The organism is Candidatus Acidiferrales bacterium, from assembly GCA_035515795.1.
Lineage (GTDB): Bacteria > Bacteroidota > Ignavibacteria > Kryptoniales > JAKASW01 > JAKASW01.
The window spans coordinates 351,764-376,832 of the sequence record DATJAY010000035.1 but is presented as its reverse complement, the minus strand read 5'-3'; the positions used below and the strand labels follow the sequence as shown (position 1 = coordinate 376,832).

Sequence of the window (25,069 nt, the reverse complement as noted above, 5' to 3'; positions counted from 1 at the left end):
GAAAATTAGTAACAGCTTAAACCGATAACGATTAAATGGGAGCTGTCGCGATCAGGCGATTGGTGTGCAGGCTGTTTTCACAGATTGCATTGAATGAGCAAAGAACGAAAAGATTTCTGAATTCTATAGGAGTGGTGGCTGTTTTTTCTTCTGTAGCATTTGCGCGGCAAGACACGTCAAGCATGAAGTCTATGCCCGCTGAGTTTGCAGTTGATTCCCTATCGGCCCGTTTCGAAGATATCTACGGTCGGCTTCCGTATGCAGCTTTGTCTTCCTTGAGTTATTCCTATTACGAGGAGAGCGTTGATATTTCTTCCAGATATGACGGGTTGGTAGACCACTTCAATACCGGTGAAGCAAATTTTATGGTGGGGAATCGGACAAGCTATGAAGTGGCCGGCGACCTGCGAAACTCCTGGCCAAATGATCGGGATCGATTTTACAATATCGGTATTGCTCTAAGACCTGGAAGTAGCTGGGAGTTTGCAGGACATGCGGAATATGAGCCATATCGAGTTGAATATGAGGAGTACGAAGGTGAAAGTACTACTAAGCATACTTCTTTGGGATTATCGGCTACCTACCTTTCCGGTGGTCGAATGAATTTTAGCGAGGAAAGACTTAAGCAGTATTATTATTTTTCCGACTTGCTCCTTGATCCTGATCAATTTGCATTTTCCTTTTCACCAACATACTTAAGCGAATCTCTTACCGGCCAGTCAATCGGGGATGGGTACTCCATTGGCTTACCTGTTCGTTTGACGTACGGTCTGTCTGATCGCTTTGCCATTGGGATGAATGGATACTTTGATTTTTCTTCCGGCAAGTCTTCCTTGATCTTTTCAAATGGAATATTCTCATATCAAGGCAATAGCTGGGAAGTGAAGCCCGGTTTTAATCTGAGCTATATGGTTAATGATGGTGATCTCCTCAAGTTTGGAATAGATTGGTACTATCATGAGCAAAACGAAAACTTATTCGACAGCACTAATGATGAATACCAGGGGCTGTACCGGGAAGAAAGGAAGATCAATGATCGCTACAATTTTGCTATTCTGTCGGCGTCATGGAACATAATTTCCACGAAGCGATTCTTGTCGACATACGATTTGAGGAGGTTACTCTATACCGGGGCATACCTTTGCCGGGGTGAAACTATCAATCAAGCTCGGATTGATTATTTAACGGACGAGTATTATTCCTTGTTTTCGGAATCTTCAGTTGGGTCGACGAAAAAGATTCTTCTATCCGACAGTCTTGTAATTGGTACTCTCGATTTTCTCCAACTCGAACTGGCTGGTAGTCTTGGCGCACCGCTTCGAGAAGGCAGTTTCTGGACGGATCAACTAATTGGGGGACTTACTTTTCACAATTTAAGATTCAACGGGACAGAGCTAAACGATTTCGACTACTTCTTCGGGATGATAGATAATGCGGGAGACTACTCGGCAACTGTAAATATTGTGCTTTCGAACGTGGAATCCGATCGATCTCCGAGAGTGCCGGATCTGCAGGTCGATTTCATCGGCAGATTTGGTATAATAACGGAATTGGACGCTGGATTTAATTTGACTTATGAAACCTGGAAATACTCCGGCGGAAGCAGTCCCTACGAAAATTGGGCATGGGGTGGCAGCATAAGAGGGAACATCTTGGATAGACTTCGTCTTCAGTGTTCGCTGAGTTGGGGAAAAGAGGTTGACTACGATGGCGGCCCTCGGCTTAACTGGAACTCATTGAACGCACAGGTTTCCTTGAGTGCCCTTTTCTGAAAACACTACGAATCAGCTCATTCAAATATATCCCCCATTCTTCATGCTCAAATATCCTGTCGGCCCGACAATCAGATGGTCGTGCACGCAGATGTCCAGGAATCTTCCGGAGGTAACGAGGTCTTTGGTGATCTGTATGTCCTCCTTGCTCGGATCGAGCTTCCCGCTCGGGTGATTGTGTACCACGATGATGCTCGCCGCTTCTTCGAGTATCGCAAACTTGAACACGGCCCTTGCATCTACGAGACTTGCGCTCAGCGTTCCTTCCGTCACCGTTTTGACGCGCTTGACCCTTCCCGACGTGGAGAGCGCAATGACTTTGAATATCTCCCGTTTTTCTCCCGCAAATTCTCGCATGATGAACTTGTAAACGGCGTCGGGATTGTTGAGGAGCGGCATGTCGCGGCTGGGATTGCTCTGCATTCTCCTCCCGAGCTCGAACGCCGCGGAAAGTGTCACCGCTTTTACTTTTCCGATTCCCGCAATCGCAGACAGCTCGAGCGCATCCCTCGCCGAGAGGACTTCCAGTGAATCGTCGAATGTCATCATGACTTCCCTCGCGATGTCTACCGCGGTCTTCGAATGAGACTTCGTGCGAGTTCCGGTCCTGAGGAGTATTGCGAGGAGCTCCACGTCGGTGAGTTTCGTTGCGCCATGGGACAAAAGTTTTTCGCGCGGCTTTTCGCTTTCAGGCCATTCGCGAAGTGTGCGTTTGATATTGTCGGTCATTTCAGCCTCCCATCTTCATTGAATCCTAACGCAAAATTGGAAGCCAGCGCCTATCGGCTTTCCTCTTCCGATAGCAGTTGAATCAGTTGGCGTTCACTTCGCCGAGATCGATGATGCTTCCTTTCTTGAACTGGAGAATGTGTATGTAGTGATTCGAGTTATCGCTGGAAAATGAAATTGTGGAGTGCAGGCCATGGTACGTTTCCGACTTCAGCGCGTTCTCTATATCCGGCCTGTCGGTTTTCGTTTTCATCACGTCGAGGAGCGCGTTCGTCAAATCGTATCCGTAGGAAATGGTCCTGTCGAAATCTATGTCGGAAATCCGCGACAGCGTGTCGCTGGCGGCTTTGTAAGCGGGTGAGTTTGTGTCGAAATACGTGTCGCTGCAGAAAATTACACCGTCGTCGTATAAGTCGTTGTTCGAAAGCTGGTTCAGGTCGTACCAGTCGTCAGTGCCGATGAGCTGGGCCCTCACGTTGTAGTAGGCTATCTGCGCACCGACGACCCCGATATCTTTCGATGAAGTCAAAGGAATGAAGATCGCGCCGAGCGAACGAAGCGCCTCGAAATCTCCGAGAACGGTCCTGCTCGTTATAGGAATTTTGATGGAGTCTGCCACCTTCTGGGGATTGTCGCCCAGCAAATCGTATGCATCGACAATTCCTCTCGATTTGTCGAGCGAATCGACGAAAGAAGACGCGATGCCGTAGCTTTTCAGAATCGCCTGCTGGTCCTTGTTGAGCGTTGCGAAGTCGATGTAGGGCTCGCCAAGCGCGGCGGCATCGCTTTTTATTTTCTCCATCTCCTTTGAAAGATCAGTCGTTCCCGTTTCAAAATACTCGACTGAGATCGGCTTGACGTTGAGCTCGTTCAGACGGGCGACGAAGAAGCCTGCGATAGTTTTGCCGTAAGTATCCGAAGGAGAGAGGACAGAGATTTTTTGAATGTGGAGGACGTTGACCGCATAGTCCGCCATTGCCCGTGCGCGCGTCTTGAAATTTGGATTCGCTTGAAACATGTATGTGTTTCCCGCGACGAGTCCCGTCTGAGTGGCAGTCGGGGTTATCGTGGGGACCTTCGACGAGTTTGCGATGTCCTCGATCGTCGATACTTCGTTGCTGAATACCGGACCGATGATCGCCTTGACCGCGTCGTTTTTGGCGAGCGAGCGCATATCGGAATAAAGGGTGACAAGGTTGCTCCCGTAATTCTCGAGAACAAGGCCGACTTTTGTCTGTGCGGCGGCGTTATAATCGTCAAGCGCAAGCTGGATACCGAGAAGAAGTCGGTCGCCGACGCTTCCGCCGTATTGTAGGGGAAGCAAGGCACCGATCTTTGTCGAAGCTTGACTTAAATCCTTGTCGGCAGATATTCTGTCGAGCCACTTCGATATCTCGCCGCTCCCGGTCCCGGACTCCGGATAACGCTGCATGAATTCTCTCAGGAGACTGTCGGCAACCGCGACCCTGTCGGAAAAGTAAGCCCTTCGCGCGAATGGGATTGCAATTGTCAGTGCAGAAACCCGCGTGCGGCACTGTGCGAACAAATTTCTGATGTCATCGAAACTCAAATTGAAGGTCACGAGAGTCCGGAGGCTTGCGACGGCGCGGTCCTTCACCATCTGATCGCCTGCCGAATCTATCGCCACCACGAATTGCGCGCCGGCAGATTGATATTTTCCCAGCGAATAATAATCCGCACCGAGTATGTACATCATCTCGTATTTATGTTCGTCGCCGGGAAAACGGGCAAGAAAAGTATCTATCGTTGAAATCGCTTCCTGGTACCGATGAAGACTGAAGAGACTTTTTGACCCGTAGTAAAAAGCTTCCGCGGATCTCTGGTTCATCGAGTCGTTGATCACCTGCCGGAAGTATTGATAAGCGGTCGAGTAGTCGCCCTGCTTGTAGCTCTGCAGGCCTAGATTGTAATTCGTTTCATCAGGTTGACGGAAGGGAATCTGCGCATAAGCGCTGCCCGCAACAACCAATATCAGGAAGGCAGTGGCGATTCTCATCGTCGGCGTCTTTTCCTCGCTGTTTTTGCCCCGGCCGAATTGTGCCAGTTGGGATCACGGCGCGAACAATTTCGAGTTGCAGAAAAATTTTCCAGTGTATCGGTATCGTCCTCAACTACTGCATTTGTCGCGGCGAGCTCATCGAATATGGCTCGCGCTTTTTCAACCTCGCCGAAGGCATTGTAAAGATTTGCCAGCGTCTGCAGGAGTTCCGCATTCTTCGGATTCAGGTTCATCGCACGCTGCAGGTAAAATTCCGACTCGTCGGCTTTGCCGAGCTCCAGCAAAATCTTTCCGCACATCAGCCATCCCGGGAAAAAATCAGGATCGGTGTCAATGAGAAGCGTAAATTCTTCGAGCGCTGTGCGCAGGTCGCCGAGCATATAAAATGCGGTGGCAAGGTCGAGGCGGAATTCGACCGAAGATTCATTCAAGGCGAGCTCCCTGCGCAGATATTTTATCGCATTCGGGAAATTCTTTTGCTTCAGATAAATTCTTCCGAGGATTCCGTTGGCATCGGGATACTTCGCATCTCCCCGCAAAACTCTTCTTACTTCCGCGATCGCTTCGAGAAATTCGTTCTGCTCGAGAAAGATAGTCGCGAGCGCAAGATGCACGCTCGGATTGCGCCACGAGTTCAGCTTCCTCAAAAGCGGAAGCGCTCTCTCTAATTCTCCGAGATTGTAATAAAGACTTCCAAGCGCATAAACTAATTTGTAATCCTCCGACAGTTTACGCAGGCCGTCGAGAAGAAGTTCTTCCGCCGCGTTGTAGTTATTCATCCCGACATAAATTTCGGCCAGCTTCAAATAGGCATCTGTGCAATCGGAATTTTTCGAAATGACTTTTCGCAGGATCTGGATGGCGTGGAGCGGTTTGTTGTCACCCAGGAAATCGACCGCCTCGTCGAGGAGCGCGTTCACCGACAGCGCCATTTTCTATACTCGCTCATAAAACGAATAATAACCGTAGTCCGGCAAACTTTCACTCCCATTCGATGGTCGCAGGAGGTTTGCTGCTGATATCGTAAACTACCCGGTTGACTCCGCGTACTTCGTTGATTATCCTTCCCGACACTTTAGCGAGGAGGTCGTAAGGAACCTGCGCCCAATCCGCGGTCATTCCGTCTTCGCTCGTGACGGCACGGAGTGCGACTGTGCATTCGTAAGTTCTCTCATCACCCATTACGCCGACCGATTGAACCGGCAGGAGCACGGCGAATGCCTGCCAGATATCGGTGTAGATTCCATGCTTCTTGATTTCGTCGATGAAAATATCGTCTGCCTGGCGGAGTATTTCCAATTTTTCCGGCGAAACGTCTCCCAAAATTCTGACGGCAAGTCCGGGCCCGGGGAACGGATGCCTTTCGATTATCTCATCTGAGATTCCGAGCTCGCGTCCGACATTGCGCACTTCGTCTTTGAAGAGAAGCCTGAACGGCTCGATCAGTTTCAGCTTCATCACTTCGGGCAGCCCGCCGACGTTGTGATGCGTTTTTATTTTTGCGGAAGGACCCTTGTGAGACTGTGATTCGATGACGTCGGGGTACAGCGTTCCCTGTGCGAGGAATTTTACCTTTTTTATTTCACGTGCTGCTTTCTCGAAAACCTCTATGAAAGTGTTCCCGATGATTTTCCTCTTCTTCTCGGGATCGACAACGCCGCGGAGTTTCCTGAGGAATGTCTTCGACGCGTCGATGTAATGGAGATTCATCTTGAAATTATTTTTGAAGTACTTCACCACCTTCTTGCTTTCATCCTTGCGCATGAGGCCGTTATCGATATGAACCGCGTGCAGCTTATCGCCGATGGCCTTCTGGATTAAAACCGCTGCAACGGCAGAATCGACTCCGCCGCTCAACGCGCAGATGACTTTCCCGTCTCCGACTTTCTCTCGTATTTCATGGATCTTTTCTTCGATGAAGTTTCCTGCTTTCCAGTCGCCCGTGCATCCGCAGATTTTGAAAAGAAAATTTGAAAGGATCTCTCTCCCTTTGGCCGTGTGAACAACTTCGGGATGGAATTGCACGCCGTAAATTTTTTTCGATGCCGACCTGACCGCCGCAACGGGTGAATTGTCCGTGTGAGCAATCGGGCTGAACCCGGTCGGGAGCTTGGTGACCTTGTCGGCGTGGCTCATCCAGACTTTCGATACATCGCCGATGCCTGAAAGAAGGTCGCCCGAATCGTCGACAACCAGAAGAGCCTTTCCAAATTCCTGATGTGCCGAGCGATCCACTTCACCCCCAAGGAGGTGTGCCACGACCTGAAGTCCGTAGCAGATTCCAAGTATCGGGATTCCCGATTCAAGAACGTCTCTCTTAGGGAGCGGAGCCTTTTTTTGATATACGCTAGAAGGACCGCCGGAGAGAATTATGCCTTTCGGATTGAGTTCGCGGATCTTATTCAATGGGAAATCAAAATTCTCGACAAGGCTGAGGACATTCAGTTCACGGACACGCCTGGCGATGAGCTGCGTGTACTGAGCGCCGAAGTCTAGAATTAAGACTTTATCCATTTTTAAAACTTTTCAAAAATTCCACGAACCCGTCAAGTTCGTCCCGCGTCCGCTTTTCAGTCACAGCAATCAAAAGTCCGTCCTCATCGGGAATGAGGCGCCCGACATCCAAACCGGCAAGAATTTTCTTTCCTACTCCGGCGTCAATGATTTTCTCCGCGGGGACCGGGGTCGAAACGAGAAATTCATTGAAGAACGGCTCACGATATTTCAATTTGAATCCGGGAATCTTTCCGATCTGTTCCGCAAGATAGTGCGCCTTCGCGCTCGACTGCTCGGCAACTTCACGGATCCCCTGTTTGCCCATGAGCGACATGTAAATCGTCGAGGCGAGCATCATTAAGCCTTCGTTAGTGCAGATGTTCGATGTCGCCTTCTCACGCCTGATTTGCTGTTCGCGGGTCTGAAGTGTCAGGACGAATCCGCGGTTCCCTTCTGCATCAACCGTTATCCCGGCTAATCTCCCCGGCAAACGTCTGATCAATTCTTCTCTGACGGCAAAAATTCCCAGAAACGGCCCGCCGAAACTTTGCGGAATCCCCAGCGGCTGACCTTCACCGATAACCACGTCGGCCCCGTACTCGCCCGGCGGTACGAGGAGCCCGAGCGATATAGGATTTACGCCGACGACAAACAGCGCTTTTTTCGAACGCGCAATTTCGGCGAGGGCAAAGACATCGCTCAACGTTCCGAAGAACGACGGTTGCTGTACCATGACGGCAGCCGCGCTCTCGTCGACATTCTTTTTCACGGCATCGACGTCAGCGGCCCCATCTTTTGCGGGAATCTCGACGATCTCAAATCCCTGACCGTGGACGTAAGTCCTGACGACCTGCAAATACAACGGATGAATAGGATGAACTGCGACAATTTTTCTTCTCCCTGTATGGACCGCCGACATCAGGGCCGCCTCAGCCAGTCCGCTTCCGGCGTCGTAGAGAGAAGCGTTTGAAATGTCCATCCCCGTCAACCGGCAGATCATCGTTTGGTATTCATAGATTGCCTGAAGTGTCCCCTGGCTTACTTCGGCCTGATATGGAGTGTATGCCGTATAGAACTCCGAGCGGCTCAGAAGTGCGCCGACAGCAGATGGAATGAAATGATCGTATGCACCCGCGCCGAGGAACGATACGGCATCCTGAGTACTAACATTTTTGTCGGCGAGAGCCGAAAGATGTTTGACTACTTCAAGCTCACTCATCGCCGGAGGAATCTTCAGATCAGCCTTGAGTCTGATTTCTTCGGGGATATCTTTTATCAGATCGTGAAAGTTTTTGACTCCGATCGCCTCCAGCATTCCGTGACGATCATCGTCGGTGTTCGGATAATAGGGCACTCTCAATTCTCCTTTGAACGGCAGGTAGTAAAGGGCACGCAGTGAGCAGGAGCCGGCAGACTGCTAGCTACTTACTGCCTGCTATTTTCCCACCATTTCCTGATATTTTGCGGCATCGAGAAGGTTGTCAAGCTCGGATTTGTTCTCGATTTTTATTTTCACCATCCACCCTCCCTTGTACGGCTCCTTGTTTACAATTTCGGGTGAATCCTTCAATGCGGAATTGATCTCAATTATTTCTCCGCTGACCGGCGCGAAAATATCCGAAACGGTTTTCACCGCTTCGATTGTTCCGAATTGTTTGCCTTGCTGCAATTTCGTGCCGACGGCCGGGAGTTCTACAAAAACCACGTCGCCCAGTTCGCCCTGCGCATAGTCGGTTATTCCGACCGTGCCTGTGCCATCTTCGACTCGAATCCACTCGTGGTCTTTCGTGTACTTCAGGTTTGCAGGGAATTCCATTTTTCTCTCCTTCAATCTGCAAAATTAAATGAGTCCAGGAAGTGTGTGTCGAATTCGCCTTTCCTGAACCGCTCGTCTTTCATGACTTTCATATGGAAAGGTATCGTGGTCGCAACTCCCTCGACGATAAATTCTTCGAGCGCACGCGACATTCTGTCTATCGCCTCTTCTCTATTCGAAGCGAATGTTATGAGTTTCGCGATAAGCGAATCATAATACGGCGGAATCATATAGCCGACGTACGCATGCGAATCGATACGCACGCCGTAGCCGCCGGGCGTATGGAACCCGGTAATCACGCCCGGATTCGGACGAAAATCCTTGTACGGGTCTTCCGCATTAATTCTACATTCGATTGCATGGCCGACCTGCTTCAATTTTTTCTTGCTGACCCTCGCACCGGCAGCGATATTGATCTGTTCCTTCACGAGATCGAAGCCGGTGACTTGCTCCGTCACAGGATGCTCCACCTGAATCCTCGTGTTCATTTCCATGAAATAGAAGTTCTTATTCTTGTCGATAAGAAATTCGATGGTGCCGGCCCCTTCATATCTAACACTCTTGGCCCCTTTCACGGCTGCTGCACCCATCCTCTCACGTAGCTCGGCATCGACAACCGGGGAAGGAGATTCTTCGATCAGCTTTTGATGCCGCCTTTGAATGGAACACTCGCGCTCGCCGAGGTGGATGACTTCGCCGTGGCGGTCACCAAGAACCTGGATCTCAATATGACGCGGTTCCTCGACATATTTTTCGATGTACACGCTCTTGTTTCCAAATGCGGCTTCCGCTTCCGTCTGTGCCATTTGAAATTGTCTTTCAAACTCATCGGGCTGCCAAGCAAGGCGCATTCCTTTTCCGCCCCCCCCTGCAGTTGCCTTTATGATGACGGGATAACCGATCCCATCGGCAACTTCCTTTGCCTTTTTGATGTCCTCAATCGTACCATCGCTTCCCGGCACGACAGGCACTCCAGCTTTGCGCATCGTCTCTTTTGCAGACGCCTTGTCGCCCATGGCCGTAATCATTTCCGGTTTCGGACCTATGAATTTTATTCCGCTGCTTTGACAAATCTCGGAGAACTGGGCGTTCTCCGCGAGAAAACCGTAGCCCGGATGGATCGCATCAGCATTCGTAATTTCCGCGGCGGCTATTATGCGCGGAATATTAAGATAACTTTCACGGCTCGGAGGCGGACCGATACAAACAGCCTCGTCGGCAAACCTGACGTGAAGGGCGTCGCGATCGGCCTCGGAATAGATCGCAACAGACTTGATACCAAGTTCTTTGCAGCTTCTAATTACGCGAAGTGCTATTTCGCCTCTATTCGCAATTAATATCTTATTGAACAATCGGCTCTCTCTTGATTGTTAGCGATCAGCCACTGGCAGGTCACACCGGCTCTACCAGGAAAAGCGGTTGGTTGTACTCGACAGGCTTCCCGTTTTCAACGAGAATCTGCACAATTCTACCGGCGGCGTCAGACTCAATCTCGTTCATCAGCTTCATTGCTTCGACGATGCAGAGGACCGTTCCCTGTTGTACTACGGAACCAACCTGCACGTATGGGTCGGCGTTGGGAGCGGGAGCACGATAAAACGTTCCGACAATCGGAGACCGGACTTCATGATATTTCTTCTCATCCGGTTTCGACGCCGATACAGCCTCAGCTGCCGCAGCGGAATCGACTCCCGGTGAAGCAGGAGGTTGCGGAACCATCGGAGCCTGCAAAACAAATTGCGGAAGAAAAGCCTGAGGTATGGAAGAATTATGGTGAGCCTTGCTAACCCTGACTTTCTTTCCCTCTTCCTCGATTTCAATTTCGTCGACTCCGCTTTCATCCAAAAGTTTGATAAGTTCTTTGATATAACTAATGTCCATATTGGCTCCGATCCACTAATTCCATCCCCACTTTCGTGAGGACAAGTATTAAAATGAAAAAGTCCCGGCTTTGATCGGGACAATTTGATAATGTCCAAAAAGTGGCTTTCTGATATCTACTTCACTCGCTCCACGTAATCGCCGGTGCGCGTGTCTATCTTCAGCATATCTCCTTCGTTGACGAAAATAGGAACGTTCACCGTCGCACCGGTCTCCAACTTTGCCGATTTCATGACATTGTTGACGCTGTCGCCCTTCATTCCAGGTTCAGTCTCGACGACCTTGAGGCTGACAAATATCGGAATCTCGACTCCGGTTATTTCCGTACCGTTGAAAAAAAGCTGGATGGTCTCATTCTCTTTAAGAAATTTGCTCCCTTCGCCAACTACTTCTTCAGGAACCTGGATCTGGTCGTAAGTACCATTATCCATGAAGACAAGCATGTCTCCGTCACGGTAGAGATACTGGTATGCGCGCTGTTCAATCCTGATGACCTCGATTTCTTCGCCCGCACGGAATCGATTTTCGATTACCCGGCCGGTCTTGATGTTTTTCATTTTGGCCCGGACGAAAGCCCGCCAGTTGCCGGGGTTCACATGTTGAAATTCAACAATCGTCCAAAGATCATTATTGTATCTAATTGTCAGACCTGGTCTGAACTCAGATGTTGTCGCCATAAACTCCCATAAATCTTGATGTTCGTTGAAATATTGCCTGTCCCGCTCCAAAGGAGTCCCTTCAGGAAAGGGATCCAGCCGAAAAATATAGTTTCAGAACCGCCAAGAATCAAGGTTGGGAGTTAAGGTCGTCGAACTCCACCGGACACTCGAACGTCTACCTCCAATTTGCCCTTTAGCTCAGTTCAGTTCAGCTTGTGAATTACGAACTCAACTGGACGCCTTCACCATAACGGCGATTTCCTGTGCGACGCCGTAATTACACTCAAAAGCAATCCTTCGATAACTCACGAGATCGACTATGGTTCCGATGACGCACAACCCTCCGGTGAACAAATACAGCAGACCCATTCCTATCTGGTTCGTGAGGAAACGCTGTATACCTGCGACGCCGAGAAATCCTATCAGAGTTACGAGAAGAATCGTCTGAGGATCTTTTCGCCGAACATTATAAATATTTGCAAACTGCTGCGCTTGGCTGTCGGTCATGTCTTTGATAATTCCCTGGACATAAACCAATTCCTCGCCTTCAAGCATCGGCATTAACTGTAGAATGTTTGCCATGGTGACTCCTTTAAATTGAGTTGTCTATTCCTTTTTATTGATTTACCTAACAAGGTCAACGTACGGATAAGCAGAGTGATAGTTGCAGGGATACCAAGGACGTGAGTCCGGAACGACTCGACGGGGTCGCCATGAAGAAGAAACGAAATGGATCTTCCGAGCCCGCAGCCAGGACAATAGTGAAAACCCAGAATCTTCAAAGGACAAATTGAAAATTCACTCTGGGTATACGGATTGTGAATTGCAAAAAAGACGAAGGCGAAAGACCACACGATCGGTTCGATACCCGTAAATGAAAATACACGCTTGAATTCTCTCCATGCCGCGAACGCTGACTGATTTATTCGCAACTTCTCGCGGAAGTTGGTTTTTGAAATGGCAACATTTTTCATGGAATCGTACACACTCCGCTAATCCAGCTTTCCAATAATTCTACGTAGATTGCTTATTCAACGTTACTCGCGCGTGATTGCTAAATTCAAGATTGAGAGGGCGGCTCCGTCTTCTTCATTATCTTCCCGGCGGCAAACGCGATCAGTCCGGCAATGAGTCCCATGATTGCTCCGGTCAGCAGTCCCATAATGACCATCAATACTCGGCGATGGCTGATCAGCGGCATCATCTTATAAATCCCTTTTATGATATGGTGGTTACGCAAGTAGGCTGAAATGAAAGCGGCCTGAATGATGCCGATCCAAATGCCGTTTACTACGCTGACGGTAAACGCATGTAGAAAATATCTGCCGGTTGTCTGCCGGACAATCACGACCGCGTAGAAAATAAGGATGATGAGCCAGATAAGTGTCTGCACTCTTCCGGATATCCCAAATACTCCGGCGAAGGCCATGGCGATACCAAAAAGGCTGAGCAAGAAAATAAGTTTCCAGTTCACGCTTGTCTCCTCCAAGTTCGGTTTATGATCGACTCCTCAAACGAAATCTGGCGCAATTGGATAAATCGCAGAAAATCAGCCAGCAACTTTACAAGGTAGAACCGATATCCTGAAGATTCAAGAAAAATGTGATAACAAAAACGAACTTTAATCGATTCGATCTACTCGACGGTCCCGGATCTCGTCTAGGGTTTTGCGAGAATCATAAGGCGCTATGAAAGTGTCGTATTCTTCTTGTGAGATCTTGCCTTTGAACTTGGAAATGACCTCATCGACGCCTCTTATTCTCTCCATTAATTTTTCGCATGGATAATCAAAACAATCGGCGCAAGTATTCATCCCGCGTTCGAGAACACACGGTTTTATCGGGCACTCGCTATCAGGCAGGTCATGCCCGACACATTCATTAGAGAGACAGCCATTACAGATGATCTTGTCAGGAGACATTTTGAGTCCAAAGAATCTCGACCAGCCGGCGGCGGTTTTTATCTGATCAGCAGGCGTGTTGTTATTTCCCTTAAAGGCCGGACATTGATCGCAGCGAAAGCCACATCGTGAAATAATTTCAGCCATTTTCTCAGCCTCCTTTGTCGTTCATAGGATTAATTTCGCCTTTCGGTTGTAATTTTGCAACGCATGATGTTTCCGGTGACTTTGTGCTGGTCTGTCGGGCGATCGTTCGGTGATTGCCAGTGCATCAAGAAAATTGTCATTGGCAGATTCAAATTGGCAGGAGATACGGATATATTCCGTCCTCAACATTGAAAGAATCCACGGTACAATCGCAACCTTTGATCCTTCGCGCCGTATTTTTTGTTACACAAACAAATTGGAGGTAAAATGTCGCGCGATTTTACAAGAAAACTAATGTATGCTTTGTCGCTGATGGGTATCTGCATAATTTCAGATCATTCAATATCTGTCTGTCAGACAAAGCCGGACTCCTCAATTGTAGGAATGTGGCAGGGATCCCTCGCAATCGGAGAGAGCAAAATAAGAATTATCTTTCATATCGCAAAAAGCGACAGCGGCTCATGGACCGCCTCGCTCGATAGCCCCGACCAGGGAGCGAGGGGAATAGCCGTCAGCAGTGTGATTCTCGACATGGATTCGGTAAAATTGTTCATGACCTCGATCGGCAGCGAATATGACGGCAAACTTTCGGCAGACAGGTCGTCAATCGACGGAAAATGGATCCAAAGTGGGGCCAGCTTGCCGCTGTCCATGATCCGCACGACCGTGGAAATAAAATACAACAGGCCTCAGGAGCCGAAGCCGCCTTATCCTTATGAATCAGAAGAAGTGTCGTTTGAAAGCAAGACCACCGGAATGAAGTACTCAGGAACCGTAACGATTCCCGATTCAGGAGGTCCGTTTCCCGCCGCGATTCTGATTACCGGATCGGGAATGCACGACCGAAACGAAGAAGTCTTCGAGCACAAGCCGTTCCTGGTCATTGCGGATTATCTGACGAGGAGAGGAATCGCCGTACTCAGGGTGGACGATCGTGGAATCGGCGGCTCAACCGGGAACAAAATGCAATCCACATCTGTGGACCACGCAAAAGATGTTATCGCCGAGATCGAGTATCTTAAGAACCGCGGCGACATAAACCCAAACAAAATCGGAATCATCGGCCACAGTGAAGGCGGAATGATCGCACCCATAGTCGCCTCGCAATCGAAAGACGTTTCGTTCGTCGTCCTGCTTGCAGGAACCGGCGAGAGAAGCGATGAGGTTTTAACCGAACAAAAAAGAGTTCTCGAGAAATCGGAAGGCGTGCCGGATGGGGATATTGACAGGGAAATTAACCAGGATGAAAATGAATATCGGATAATGAGATCATCGAGTGACAGTGCCACGATAGCCGACAGTCTAAAGGAATATCTGAGAACCACCATGCCTGAATTGTCCGGCAGTGAAATTCAAAGAGACGGTGATCACGAAAAGGAGATTGACGGAAAGGTCGGGTTCTTGCTTTCTCCGTGGTTCCGCTCTTTCATTTTCTATGATCCGAGAAGCGAACTCGAGAAGGTGAGATGTCCTGTTCTCGCAATGGATGGCACGCTGGACTTGCAGGTTTCTCCAGAGGAGAACCTGGAGGAAATTGAGAAAGCATTGAAGAAAGGCGGCAACGCGGATTACACAATCAAGCTCATGCCGGGTTTGAACCACCTGTTCCAGGATGCGAAGACAGGCTCGCCGAACGAGTACGCGCAGATAGAAGAGACTTTTTCTCCAGAAGCGCTGACCGTGATGGGTGACTGGATCCTAAGAAGAATGGAGAAAAAATAAGACGCGAGAAGCAAGAACTCCGACCCGTCATTTCCAGCCTCTTGCTTCTATTTCTTCAGTCTATCGTAATACATTTTTTTAAATTTTGCTACCTTCGGTGCAACTATGGCGCGGCAGTACCCTTGGTTCGGATTGTTCGCGAAATATTCCTGATGATAACTTTCCGCCTCATAGAATGCTGCGAACGGTGAAAGTTCAGTCACGAAGGGATCATCCCAGATTTTTCGTGATTGAGTTTCTTTTATCACCTCCAGCGCAATCTGCTTTTGATTTTCATCATGATAGAAAATCACCGAACGATACTGCGTCCCCACATCGTTGCCCTGACGATTCAGAGTTGTCGGATCGTGGACCGTAAAGAAGATTCGCAAGATGTCCTCATAAGAAATAATTTGCGGATCGAACGTGACCTGGACGACCTCCGCGTGTCCGGTCTTTCCCGTGCAAACCTGCTCGTAGCTTGGGTTTGCTGTCGTTCCTCCGGAATAGCCGGACTCAACGCTGGTTACGCCTTTTAGATTATCGAATATGGCCTCAGTGCACCAAAAGCATCCGCCACCGAGCGTCGCGACTTCTTTATTGTTCATTTATCTTTATCACCTCGATAAGTCTTTCTAATCTCTCGACTTTCTCCGCGTCATTTTGTGCCATGGTAGATGTGAACGTGATTTCCAGATTCGCCAGTGATTTCTCCCGTGCAATACCATGTTTTATGTCTTTTATCCTGTCGAGCGAGTTCATCATCGACGGGAAAATCTCCTTATAGAATTCTTGATCGTCAGAAGGCAACTGCAGCTTCACGACGGATCCACGCATCTCGAGTTTTGGAATCCGCAGGGGTTCGAGCTTTATCTTGAGTTTTATTACCCTCAAAAGGTTTTCTGCCGGATCAGGAATCTTGCCGAACCTGTCCACAATTTCTCCCCTTATGTCGTCAATTTCCGGGGTTGTGGTCGCACGCGAAAGCCGCTTGTAGAAATCGAATCTTTCTGCGTCGAGAGGGATATAGTCGTCCGGAATAAAGGCGTCGACATCGACAGTAACCCGCGGCTCGATTTTTCTTCGCGTAAGGATGTCCAACTGTTCAGTCAGGTTTTCTTCGAACTTTGCCTCTGCAACCGCCTCCTCAAGAACTTTGTTGTACATATCAAGCCCCATATTGTTAATGAAGCCGCTTTGCTCTTTGCCGAGGAGATTTCCTGCCCCGCGTATCTCGAGGTCACGCATTGCAAGGTTGAAGCCGGAACCCAACTCGGTAAACTCCTCGATCGCGGTGAGCCTGCGTACGGCATCCCGCGTAAGATTCGAGAACTCTTTTGCAATCAGATAAGCGTATGCCTGAATGTTTGAACGGCCGATCCTTCCTCGAAGCTGGTAGAGTTCGGCGAGTCCAAACCTGTCGGCATTGTTCACGATCAGTGTGTTGACCGACGGAATATCGATTCCCGATTCGATTATCTTCGTTGCAATGAGTACGTTCAGCTTCTTTTCAAGAAACTGTATCATGGTGCGCTCGATCTCCGCCGCTTTCATTTTTCCGTGAATGACTCCGGCTTTTGCAGAGGCCGCGCGGCGATGTACAAAGTCTGCAAGCTTGCCAAGGTCCTTAATAGTATCGCTGACTACATAGACCTGGCCGCCCCGGTGCAGCTCACGCTCGATTACCGACTGAAGGAGTTTTCCGTCAAAGCCTACAACATAGGTATCTATCGGGAGTCTGTTCGCGGGGGGGGTCTGCAAAACCGATATATCCATAGCAGAAGACAATGACATATAGAGCGTCCGCGGAATCGGAGTTGCCGTCATGTAGAGTGTGTCGACATTTGCCTTGAATTGCCGTATTTTTTCTTTCGCCTGGACGCCGAATCGGTGTTCCTCATCTATGATAAGGAGCCCGAGATCGTGGAACACGACATCGCTCGAAAGGAGCCTGTGCGTGCCAATGATAATATCCACCGATCCATTCTTCAAACTGTCAAGAATCGTTTTCTGCTCGGATTTTTTTTTGAAACGCGACAGGACTTCCACTTTTGTGGCGTAGTTGGAGAGGCGGTCTCGAAATGTGTTGAAATGCTGCTCGGCAAGAATAGTGGTTGGAACAAGCACGGCGACCTGCTTCCCGCTCATGACTGCCTTGAAGGCGGTGCGAACTGCTACTTCAGTCTTTCCGAAACCGACATCTCCGCAAAGGAGTCTATCCATAGGGCTTTCGCGTTCCATATCATTTTTTATTTCTGCGGTTGCACGAACCTGATCGGTTGTGTCTTCATAAACAAACGAGGCTTCAAGCTCATGCTGCCAGATGCTGTCTCTTTGAAATGAAAAACCCTTCGATTTTTTTCGTTCCGCGTAGAGCTTAATGAGATCTTTCGCAATGTCTTTAAGCTTCCCCTTTGCGCGGATTTTCATCATCTGCCATTCGGAACTCCCCAGTTTCGAAAGTTTGGGCTTGAATCCATCTTCGGAAGCATATCGTTGAAGCCTGCCAATGTAATCGATGTTCACATAAAGCATATCGCCTTCTGCGTACTCGATTTTCACGCATTCTTGGAAACTGTCGATTATTTTCAACTTCTCCATGCCGATGAATTTCCCGATTCCGTAACCTTCATGGACTACGTAATCACCGGTCCTGAGAGAGTTCAAATCTCTCCGCAAGAGCCCGATAAACTTCTTTGCTTTTTCTTTCCGCGAGATAAGGGGGGAACGCCTGCCGAATATTTCATGCTCAGTAAAAAGAGCGAATTTATCGTCCGGCAATATGAAACCGTTGGACAGCGACGCTTGTATGACCTTTACCTCCTCCTTCAACATCGTTCCATTTAACTCGTCATACTCGCTGAGCAAATTCAGGAAATTTTCTTCAAGATGCTTCGTGCTGGACGCAACTATGATTTTATATCCGTCGGAGAAAAGTTCGGCGATTTTGTTTGCTGCCAACTGAAGTTTACCGTTGAACGTCGGCTGTGGAATCACGTTGACGACGAAGTCGTTCTGGTTACGCTCGGTTACTCTCCAGTAAATTAGACTCGTGTTATCAGATACCTTTCTGACAAATTTATTGAGACCGACGAGTAATCCCCGGGGGATTAAGGATGGTTCATATAAGATTATTCTTGTGCCTTGCGGAATTTGATCCACGAATGGCAGTGTCTGTCTGTCCGAATCGGCATAGGGAAGAAGTGTGAACGCGTCAATGTTCTCAATGGAGCGCTGTGTTATCAGATCGAAAACTCTCATCGATTCCACGTTGTCGCCGAAGAAATCTATCCTGATCGGATGCTCACTGGACTCTGGAAAAATGTCAACAATGCTTCCGCGCCTTGCATAGTCACCGACCTCCTCAACGTAATCCTTCTTTTGGTATCCATATCTTGAGAGCTTGCTGATAAGATCGTCGTGATCGGTTTCAGAATTTGTGTGGATTATAACGGCAGTTTGTTGAAGTGAAATGCGTGCCGGCATATTTTTGAAAATGCTTTGGTAATCGCAGATGTACAGATTCTTACTCCCCGAATAAAGCGCAAACAGGCCGGCGAGATTGGGTTGTTCTTCTGAGATTAGTTCTACAGGAGCAAGTCCAGAAAAGAGCGTTACGTCCGATTGAATTCTCTCGCTGACATCGGAGTCATTGATAACGAGGAGTGCCGATTCATTCTTAGCGAGTAAAGAAATAATATATGCCACAAATGGAATACTTGTCGAGTGAAGGCTCAGCGTCCTCGAATCGACCGTCACGTTCATTGTTTTCTTTATGGTATCGAGTCGATTTAGTTCTTCAGAAAGAATCATGGCACAGGAATGAAATAAGAAATTTTTCTTTCGCGTTCGTTTTCACAATCCACCACTGAATAAATTAATATATCTGGTGTGAGTTTTCGGATACGTTGTGTGTATGCACTGGAATTGCTCGAATCAGAGGCACGCCACTCCGATATCCATAAACAAACTTGTTGAGCGGGATGTTGACTGTTCCTCTAGTGGTTTTTGTCTTTTCCAAATTTGCTTCCTATCGCAAGTCTGACAAATCCATCCGACTTTGCGAGTCTCCTGCGCGCCTCTTTTGCTTCCACATTCGCCCGGACCATCACCACGGCCGTTTTCACATGCCCGGCTGCACTTTTCAAAACCCGCTCGGCCCTCTCATAATCAAGTCCGGTTATCGTCATGAGGATCCGTTTCGATCTCTCCTCGAGTTTGTTGTTCGTCATCTGGAGGTCGACCATCATGTTCTCATACACCTTTCCCAGCTTTATCATAACGGCAGTTGTGAGCATGTTCAAAATCATTTTTTGTGCAGTGGCGGATTTCATTCTTGTCGAACCCATAATAATTTCAGGACCGACTTCAGGACAAATTGCAACATCGGCGTCTAGGTTAAACTGCGAGCGAGGGTTTGACGTGACAAAAATCGTCTTCGCGCCAAGTTCGCGAGCTTTCCTGACTGCGCCTATGACATAAGGTGTACGGCGACTTGCCGCTATTCCGCACACCACATCTCTTTCGGCGACGCCGTGTGCCACGATATCGCATGCACCGTTCTCTTCATGATCCTCGGCACCCTCTTGAGCCTTGAACATGGCGGGTTTTCCACCTGCAATCATTCCCTGAATCATCTCCGGATCTGTTCCGAATGTCGGCGGACATTCGGCAGCATCTTGAACGCCGATACGCCCGCTCGTGCCGGCTCCCACATAAAAAAGTCTGCCGCCCTCCTTCAGAGCATGCACCACGATATCAACAGCATCGGCGATGTAAGGAAGCTCTTGTTCAATGGCGAACGCAACTTTCTTGTCTTCATCATTAATGACCTTCAGAATTTCGAATGTGCTTTTCGAGTCGATGTCCATAGATGCCGGATTTCGGGCTTCAGTAATGAGCGTCTTGAGTTGCTCGAACAAAATTTTTTGACCTGTCATTTAAATACCTCAATTGCAATGTTTCTCTCAATATCACACGTCTAACGGCGTGGGATTGATTTTCACCAGATTCATTTTTGTCCATGAAAGTCAAGTCTATTTCGATCTTTCAGCCGGCCGTTTCTCTACTCTGTTTCACGTGAAACACTCAAGGGGAAAATGAGGCGACTTGCTTCAGCCTCGCATGTATACCATCAAAACTGAAATGTCTGCGGGTGAAACTCCAGAGATTCTACTTGCCTGACCGATTGATCGCGGCTTAACCTTAACGAGTTTCTCCGTTGCCTCTCTGGATAAGGACTTTACTCTCTTGAAATCGAACCCTTCCGGTACCTCCATAGATTCGATCTTCTCAAATCTCTCGATCTCTTCAAACTGTCTCTTAATGTATCCCTCGTATTTTGTCTCTATCTCAACTTGTCGAACAACATCTTTTCGAGTTGAGGCTTCGATAGGTAAAGAATCCGAGCGGAAGAAATCGAGTCCAAGCATATCAGATAGATTTACATTTTGTCTTTTCACAAGGCTGGAGAGTTTCTCGCTCTCCGACAGAGGAGTTGAGTTTATCGACTCAAGGTATGAGTTCACCGCATATGGCGGTACACTTTTCTGGTCCACGTAATCCGACAGTATTCGAATAAGTTTTTCCTTTTCGACCAACGAATCATAAACAGCATCAGGAATCAAACCAAATATGTGTCCGTACTTCATGAGCCTCCGGTCGGCGTTATCCTGTCGGAGCATCAATCTGTATTCGGCCCGCGATGTGAACATTCGATACGGCTCATCCGTCCCTTTGTTCACAAGATCGTCGATCATAACGCCGATGTAAGCTTCGGACCTTTTCAAAACAAACGGGTCGTCTCCCTTTGCTCTCAGTGCCGCGTTTATTCCGGCAACAATTCCCTGCCCACCAGCCTCTTCGTATCCCGAGGTCCCGTTAATTTGTCCAGCAAAGAACAAGCCTCTGACGGTATGGGTCTCGAGCGTCAACTTCACCTGGTGAGGCGGGAAGAAATCATACTCCACCGCATAGCCCGGCCGCAACATCTTTACCGACTCGAGTCCTGGAACGGTTCTCATCGCTTCGTATTGAATTTCTGCCGGAAGGCTCGTCGAAAAACCATTGACATAAACCACGTTCGTGTTGCGGCCCTCAGGCTCAAGAAATATCTGGTGTCGTTCCTTATCAGCAAATCTCACTATCTTATCCTCTATGGAGGGACAATAACGCGGACCTATTCCCTTTATCAATCCAGTAAACATCGGCGACTCGTCGAAGCCGGTCTTGAGGACCTCATGCGTATGATGATTAGTATAAGTTAAGAAGCAACTAATCTGGTCTTTCGCCAGGTCCTCGGTCTGAAATGAGAACGGCTCAGGATTGGTGTCCCCGGGTTGTTCCTCGCATTTGCTGTAATCGATGGTTCTGCTGTCCACTCTTGGAGGCGTACCGGTCTTCAGTCGTCCGCTTACAAAGCCAAGCTTTTCAAGTGATGCTGTTAAGCCAACTGCCGGAGGTTCGTTAAATCGTCCGCCTGTGCGGCTCCTTAGTCCCGTGTGCATGATGGCATTTAGAAAGGTTCCAGAAGAAATCACCAATCCCTTACAACCGATCCCTACACCTGTTGAAGTTTTGATTCCGATAATCGCTCCATCCTCAACCAAGACTTCCGTGACCATGTCTTGGAGAATGTGTATGTTCTCCTGGGACTCAACATGCTTTCGCGCTTCGATGGAATAAGATTCCCTGTCATTCTGTGAGCGGGGTGACCATACGGCTGGTCCCTTGGATTTGTTTAACATCCTGAACTGAATTCCCGTCTTATCAGCAATCTTGGCCATTTCGCCGCCAAGCGCATCAATTTCACGTACCAAGTTTCCCTTGGCCGTTCCGCCTATTGCCGGGTTACACGACATCCGCCCAATCGCGGCTATGTCCATCGTCAACAGTAGGACAGAGCATCCCATTCTCGCCGCAGCAAGCGACGCCTCAACTCCAGCGTGTCCGCCTCCAACTACAATTATGTCATATCTCCCGTTGTTCATTTCAAAAAATCAACAACTCCCGGTCAAATTCATTGAAGTCACCATCCACAATCGCTGATCGAGTCTCTCTATTCCCTTCACCCAATTTGAACTCCTATTTGTTTCACGTGAAACAGTCACTTCCCTATGCAAAATTTCGAAAAAATATTGTTCAATACATCGTTTGTTGTAATTTCGCCAGTAATCTCTCCAAGGGCATTCAAACCACCTCTGAGATCCAAAGCAACGAATTCACCTGACTTGCCGCTTTTCAGGGTTTCCAAAGCGAGCCTTAAGTTTCGCTGAGCTCTCGAAAGCAAATCTCGATGGCGAGTATTTGTAACGACAACTGAACTTTCGTTCATCTGCTGACCGAGTGCTATCTTAAATAACCCATCTTTGAGGAAATCAATTCCATCTCCACACAAAGCCGAAACAAAAAATCCATCTTCTTGTTTTCGAGGGGCCGTCCCTTTATAGATATCAATCTTATTCCAGACTTTGATAAGCTTTACATTCCTGCGTGTGCAGGCATCTGCAAGTTCCTTGTATGAGGGTTCACTGCCGTTATAATCATGCGATTCGCAATCAATCACTAGTAGCACCACATCCGATTGCTCGGCTTCTTTTCGCGCTCTATCCACGCCCTCACGCTCAATGTTATCCATCGCTTCCCTCAGGCCAGCGGTATCGGTCAACCGAAACAGTATCCCATTTATCGACACGCTCTCTGAAATCGTATCCCTAGTCGTTCCGGGTGTCTCACTCACGATTGCACGGTTCTCCTGAAGAAGCGCGTTAAGTAGACTGGACTTTCCAGCATTGGGTTTACCCGCGATGGCTACACGAACACCTTCCCGGTAAATCCTCCCGACCTCGTAACTTGACAGGAGCTCGTCAACAACATTAATTGCCTTTTGCAGTCTATCCTCCAACGACTTACGATTTGCGAATTCAACATCCTCTTCCGAAAAATCCAACTCAAGTTCAAGGAGCGATGCCAAATTCAATAACTCGTCGCTGATTGACTTGATTTTCCAAGACAAGTCGCCGGAGAGCTGCCTAAGCGAACTGCGATATGCAGCCTCACTTTGAGAATGAATCAGGTCTCCAATCGCTTCCGCTTGAGAAAGATCTATTCTACCGTTCAAGAATGCGCGCTTCGTAAATTCACCCGGCTCTGCCAAGCGGGCACCCGCATCGATCGTTTGCTGAAGGACTTTTTGTGTTACAAGGTATCCACCGTGGCAACTGATCTCAACTATGTCCTCACAGGTGTAGCTGTTCGGCTTTCTGTACACTACCGCGACCACCTCATCTACAAAACCGCCGTTATGATCAACTATTTTCCCGAAGTGGGCAGTATGGGATGGAGCCTCGTTCAGTTTTGACTTGCCAAGGAATATTTTATCCGCGATGGCGAACGAACCCTCGCCCGAAATTCTTACTACGCTTATTCCACCTACGCCGATCGGTGTCGCAATGGCAGATATTGCCGGATTATTCTCTGTCATCTTATAGGTTCGCAACTTTGCATTTCCTCCATTAAAGAATGCTCAATCAAACGCTCCTCCACCAAATATAACTCTTGCAAAGATCAAGTTCCTCCGACAAATTTCCAACAATTTTCTTGTTTATTTCCCTGTTTAGTTCGATCTTAAAAATAAAAAAATCCATGCATCCTCTGAAAAAATCAACAAAGCTTGATAACGTTTGTTATGATATACGCGGACCAGTCCTCGATGAAGCTAAGAGATTGGAAGACACGGGCGAAAAAATCCTCAAGTTGAACATCGGCAACCCAGCTCCGTTTGGATTCAAGGCTCCGGATGAAGTCGTCGCACAGATCGCCACCAATCTCGCAAAAGCAGAAGGCTACATCGACTCGAAAGGACTTATAGAGGCAAGAGAAGCAGTCGCAATCTATTCCGCGAAAAAGGGAATAGGAAAGATTGACGTAGAAAATATTTTCATCGGAAACGGTGTCAGCGAATTAATCGTGATGGCGATGCAGGGCCTCTTGAACAACGGCGATGAGATTCTCATTCCTGCTCCCGATTATCCTCTCTGGACTGCGGGGGTCGTTCTCGCCGGCGGTAAACCCGTTCATTACATATGCGATGAGGATTCAAGCTGGTATCCAGATATTTCCGACATAAAGAAGAAAATCTCACAACGGACGAAGGGAATCGTAGTCATAAACCCGAATAACCCCACCGGTGCGGTATATCCGAAAGAACTCTTGAACAGCATTGTCGAACTTGCGGCGAATCACGGTTTAATAATTTATAGCGATGAAATTTACGACAGGATTTTGTATGACGGCGCATGTCATACTTCAATCGCTTCCCTCACAAATGACATTCTCTGCGTTACATTAAACGGACTTTCAAAGTCCCACTTGATTACCGGATACAGGGTTGGGTGGATGACTTTCAGCGGCAACCTTTCGGTGGCGGAAAATTATCTGGAAGGCGTAAATATGCTGGCATCTATGCGACTGTGCAGTAACGTCCCGGCCCAGTATGCAATACCTATCGCATTAGATAAGGACAATCTGATCAGAAGTCACACGGCTCAGGGCGGTAGATTGAAAACACAGCGCGATTTCGGTTATGAACGCATCAATAGAATTCCTGGTTTGTCTTGCACAAAGCCGCAGGGCACATTTTACTTTTTTCCCAGAATAGACACAAAGAAGTTTCAAATAAAAGATGACGAAAAATTCGCCTTCGACCTCTTAAAAAGAGAAAATGTCCTTGTCGTCCAGGGGACGGGGTTCAATTGGTTTCATCCTGACCATTTCAGGATCGTCTTCCTGCCGGACATGCAGACACTTGAAAGAGCATTCGATGCGATTGAAAATTTTCTGAAAAATTATGTCCAAGAAAATCGCAAATGAAAGATGCGAAATGTACCGCAAAAACGATTCAAACCCCGGCTCTTGATCCCTTAATGCCTACTCTTGACTTACCTTGCA

General features: G+C 48.3%; 20 protein-coding genes. 3 read left to right on the top strand and 17 right to left on the bottom strand.

The annotated features are described in order from the left end of the window. Nucleotides 1–35: 35 nt before the first annotated feature. Nucleotides 36–1,772, top strand: coding sequence for a hypothetical protein (locus tag VLX91_15195; protein HUI31555.1), 1,737 nt, complete (start codon nt 36–38; stop codon nt 1,770–1,772). A gap of 21 nt (nt 1,773–1,793) precedes the next feature. On the opposite strand, the gene radC is transcribed toward VLX91_15195, so the two are convergent. From radC to VLX91_15135, 12 genes are all read right to left on the bottom strand, one after another. Continuing rightward, a complete protein-coding gene (radC, locus tag VLX91_15190; GenBank protein HUI31554.1) occupies nt 1,794–2,501 on the bottom strand; it encodes a DNA repair protein RadC in 708 nt (235 codons plus the stop codon). Between the two features lie 82 nt (nt 2,502–2,583). Beyond that, entirely contained in the window at nt 2,584–4,518 is a 1,935-nt protein-coding gene (locus tag VLX91_15185; protein HUI31553.1) for an ABC transporter substrate-binding protein, read from the bottom strand. Next, nucleotides 4,515–5,453 carry a tetratricopeptide repeat protein gene (locus VLX91_15180; GenBank protein ID HUI31552.1) on the bottom strand — a complete coding sequence of 313 codons (939 nt, stop codon included), beginning with the start codon at nt 5,451–5,453 and terminating at the stop codon, nt 4,515–4,517. Before VLX91_15180 ends, VLX91_15185 begins: the two co-directional genes overlap by 4 nt. A gap of 49 nt (nt 5,454–5,502) precedes the next feature. After that, nucleotides 5,503–7,035 carry a glutamine-hydrolyzing GMP synthase gene (gene guaA / locus VLX91_15175; GenBank protein HUI31551.1) on the bottom strand — a complete coding sequence of 511 codons (1,533 nt, stop codon included), beginning with the start codon at nt 7,033–7,035 and terminating at the stop codon, nt 5,503–5,505. Then, nucleotides 7,028–8,371, bottom strand: coding sequence for an aminomethyl-transferring glycine dehydrogenase subunit GcvPA (gene gcvPA, locus VLX91_15170; GenBank protein HUI31550.1), 1,344 nt, complete (start codon nt 8,369–8,371; stop codon nt 7,028–7,030). The genes guaA and gcvPA overlap by 8 nt, the downstream gene beginning before the upstream one ends. Nucleotides 8,372–8,452: 81 nt before the next feature. Beyond that, entirely contained in the window at nt 8,453–8,833 is a 381-nt protein-coding gene (gene gcvH, locus VLX91_15165) for a glycine cleavage system protein GcvH (protein ID HUI31549.1), read from the bottom strand. Nucleotides 8,834–8,844: 11 nt separating this feature from the next. Continuing rightward, nucleotides 8,845–10,185 (bottom strand): acetyl-CoA carboxylase biotin carboxylase subunit, encoded by a 1,341-nt coding sequence (gene accC, locus VLX91_15160; protein ID HUI31548.1) that lies wholly within the window; start codon nt 10,183–10,185, stop codon nt 8,845–8,847. A 40-nt stretch (nt 10,186–10,225) separates the two neighbouring features. After that, nucleotides 10,226–10,714, bottom strand: a complete 489-nt coding sequence (gene accB, locus VLX91_15155) for an acetyl-CoA carboxylase biotin carboxyl carrier protein (GenBank protein ID HUI31547.1) — start codon at nt 10,712–10,714, stop codon at nt 10,226–10,228. Nucleotides 10,715–10,830: 116 nt separating this feature from the next. Next, nucleotides 10,831–11,391, bottom strand: a complete 561-nt coding sequence (gene efp, locus VLX91_15150; protein HUI31546.1) for an elongation factor P — start codon at nt 11,389–11,391, stop codon at nt 10,831–10,833. Nucleotides 11,392–11,601: 210 nt separating this feature from the next. Next, a complete protein-coding gene (locus VLX91_15145; GenBank protein ID HUI31545.1) occupies nt 11,602–11,955 on the bottom strand; it encodes a TM2 domain-containing protein in 354 nt (117 codons plus the stop codon). Between the two features lie 478 nt (nt 11,956–12,433). Further along, nucleotides 12,434–12,847: a hypothetical protein gene (locus VLX91_15140; protein ID HUI31544.1), complete on the bottom strand. Its 414-nt coding sequence runs from the start codon at nt 12,845–12,847 to the stop codon at nt 12,434–12,436. A 147-nt stretch (nt 12,848–12,994) separates the two neighbouring features. Continuing rightward, nucleotides 12,995–13,420 carry a DUF3795 domain-containing protein gene (locus VLX91_15135; protein HUI31543.1) on the bottom strand — a complete coding sequence of 142 codons (426 nt, stop codon included), beginning with the start codon at nt 13,418–13,420 and terminating at the stop codon, nt 12,995–12,997. Between the two features lie 267 nt (nt 13,421–13,687). Here VLX91_15135 and VLX91_15130 point away from each other — a divergent pair, with 267 nt between their 5' ends. Beyond that, the gene (locus tag VLX91_15130) at nt 13,688–15,142 is read left to right on the top strand and encodes an alpha/beta fold hydrolase (protein HUI31542.1); all 1,455 of its coding nucleotides are present in this window, start codon (nt 13,688–13,690) and stop codon (nt 15,140–15,142) included. Between the two features lie 47 nt (nt 15,143–15,189). Here the strand turns inward: VLX91_15130 and msrA are convergent, their stop codons facing one another. The 5 genes from msrA to mnmE all read right to left on the bottom strand — a co-directional run bounded on the left by msrA (nt 15,190) and on the right by mnmE (nt 23,603). After that, entirely contained in the window at nt 15,190–15,729 is a 540-nt protein-coding gene (gene msrA, locus VLX91_15125) for a peptide-methionine (S)-S-oxide reductase MsrA (protein ID HUI31541.1), read from the bottom strand. Next, entirely contained in the window at nt 15,719–18,934 is a 3,216-nt protein-coding gene (gene mfd / locus VLX91_15120) for a transcription-repair coupling factor (protein HUI31540.1), read from the bottom strand. Before mfd ends, msrA begins: the two co-directional genes overlap by 11 nt. Nucleotides 18,935–19,119: 185 nt before the next feature. After that, the gene (murQ, locus tag VLX91_15115) at nt 19,120–20,061 is read right to left on the bottom strand and encodes an N-acetylmuramic acid 6-phosphate etherase (GenBank protein ID HUI31539.1); all 942 of its coding nucleotides are present in this window, start codon (nt 20,059–20,061) and stop codon (nt 19,120–19,122) included. Between the two features lie 174 nt (nt 20,062–20,235). Further along, nucleotides 20,236–22,110 carry a tRNA uridine-5-carboxymethylaminomethyl(34) synthesis enzyme MnmG gene (gene mnmG / locus VLX91_15110; GenBank protein ID HUI31538.1) on the bottom strand — a complete coding sequence of 625 codons (1,875 nt, stop codon included), beginning with the start codon at nt 22,108–22,110 and terminating at the stop codon, nt 20,236–20,238. A 116-nt stretch (nt 22,111–22,226) separates the two neighbouring features. Beyond that, complete coding sequence (gene mnmE / locus VLX91_15105; protein HUI31537.1) at nt 22,227–23,603, bottom strand: tRNA uridine-5-carboxymethylaminomethyl(34) synthesis GTPase MnmE; 1,377 nt, start codon at nt 23,601–23,603, stop codon at nt 22,227–22,229. 161 nt (nt 23,604–23,764) lie between these two features. Between mnmE and VLX91_15100 the strand changes: the two genes are divergently transcribed. After that, complete coding sequence (locus tag VLX91_15100; GenBank protein HUI31536.1) at nt 23,765–24,991, top strand: pyridoxal phosphate-dependent aminotransferase; 1,227 nt, start codon at nt 23,765–23,767, stop codon at nt 24,989–24,991. The last annotated feature ends 78 nt before the right edge of the window (nt 24,992–25,069 follow it).

Coding starts and splice junctions, on each gene's coding strand:
- VLX91_15195 (HUI31555.1), top strand. CDS start 36: ATGGGAGCTGTCGCGATCAGGCGATTGGTGTGCAGGCTGTTTTCACAG.
- radC (HUI31554.1), bottom strand. CDS start 2,501: ATGACCGACAATATCAAACGCACACTTCGCGAATGGCCTGAAAGCGAA.
- VLX91_15185 (HUI31553.1), bottom strand. CDS start 4,518: ATGAGAATCGCCACTGCCTTCCTGATATTGGTTGTTGCGGGCAGCGCT.
- VLX91_15180 (HUI31552.1), bottom strand. CDS start 5,453: ATGGCGCTGTCGGTGAACGCGCTCCTCGACGAGGCGGTCGATTTCCTG.
- guaA (HUI31551.1), bottom strand. CDS start 7,035: ATGGATAAAGTCTTAATTCTAGACTTCGGCGCTCAGTACACGCAGCTC.
- gcvH (HUI31549.1), bottom strand. CDS start 8,833: ATGGAATTCCCTGCAAACCTGAAGTACACGAAAGACCACGAGTGGATT.
- accB (HUI31547.1), bottom strand. CDS start 10,714: ATGGACATTAGTTATATCAAAGAACTTATCAAACTTTTGGATGAAAGC.
- efp (HUI31546.1), bottom strand. CDS start 11,391: ATGGCGACAACATCTGAGTTCAGACCAGGTCTGACAATTAGATACAAT.
- VLX91_15145 (HUI31545.1), bottom strand. CDS start 11,955: ATGGCAAACATTCTACAGTTAATGCCGATGCTTGAAGGCGAGGAATTG.
- VLX91_15135 (HUI31543.1), bottom strand. CDS start 13,420: ATGGCTGAAATTATTTCACGATGTGGCTTTCGCTGCGATCAATGTCCG.
- VLX91_15130 (HUI31542.1), top strand. CDS start 13,688: ATGTCGCGCGATTTTACAAGAAAACTAATGTATGCTTTGTCGCTGATG.
- msrA (HUI31541.1), bottom strand. CDS start 15,729: ATGAACAATAAAGAAGTCGCGACGCTCGGTGGCGGATGCTTTTGGTGC.
- mfd (HUI31540.1), bottom strand. CDS start 18,934: ATGATTCTTTCTGAAGAACTAAATCGACTCGATACCATAAAGAAAACA.
- murQ (HUI31539.1), bottom strand. CDS start 20,061: ATGACAGGTCAAAAAATTTTGTTCGAGCAACTCAAGACGCTCATTACT.
- mnmG (HUI31538.1), bottom strand. CDS start 22,110: ATGAACAACGGGAGATATGACATAATTGTAGTTGGAGGCGGACACGCT.
- mnmE (HUI31537.1), bottom strand. CDS start 23,603: ATGACAGAGAATAATCCGGCAATATCTGCCATTGCGACACCGATCGGC.
- VLX91_15100 (HUI31536.1), top strand. CDS start 23,765: ATGCATCCTCTGAAAAAATCAACAAAGCTTGATAACGTTTGTTATGAT.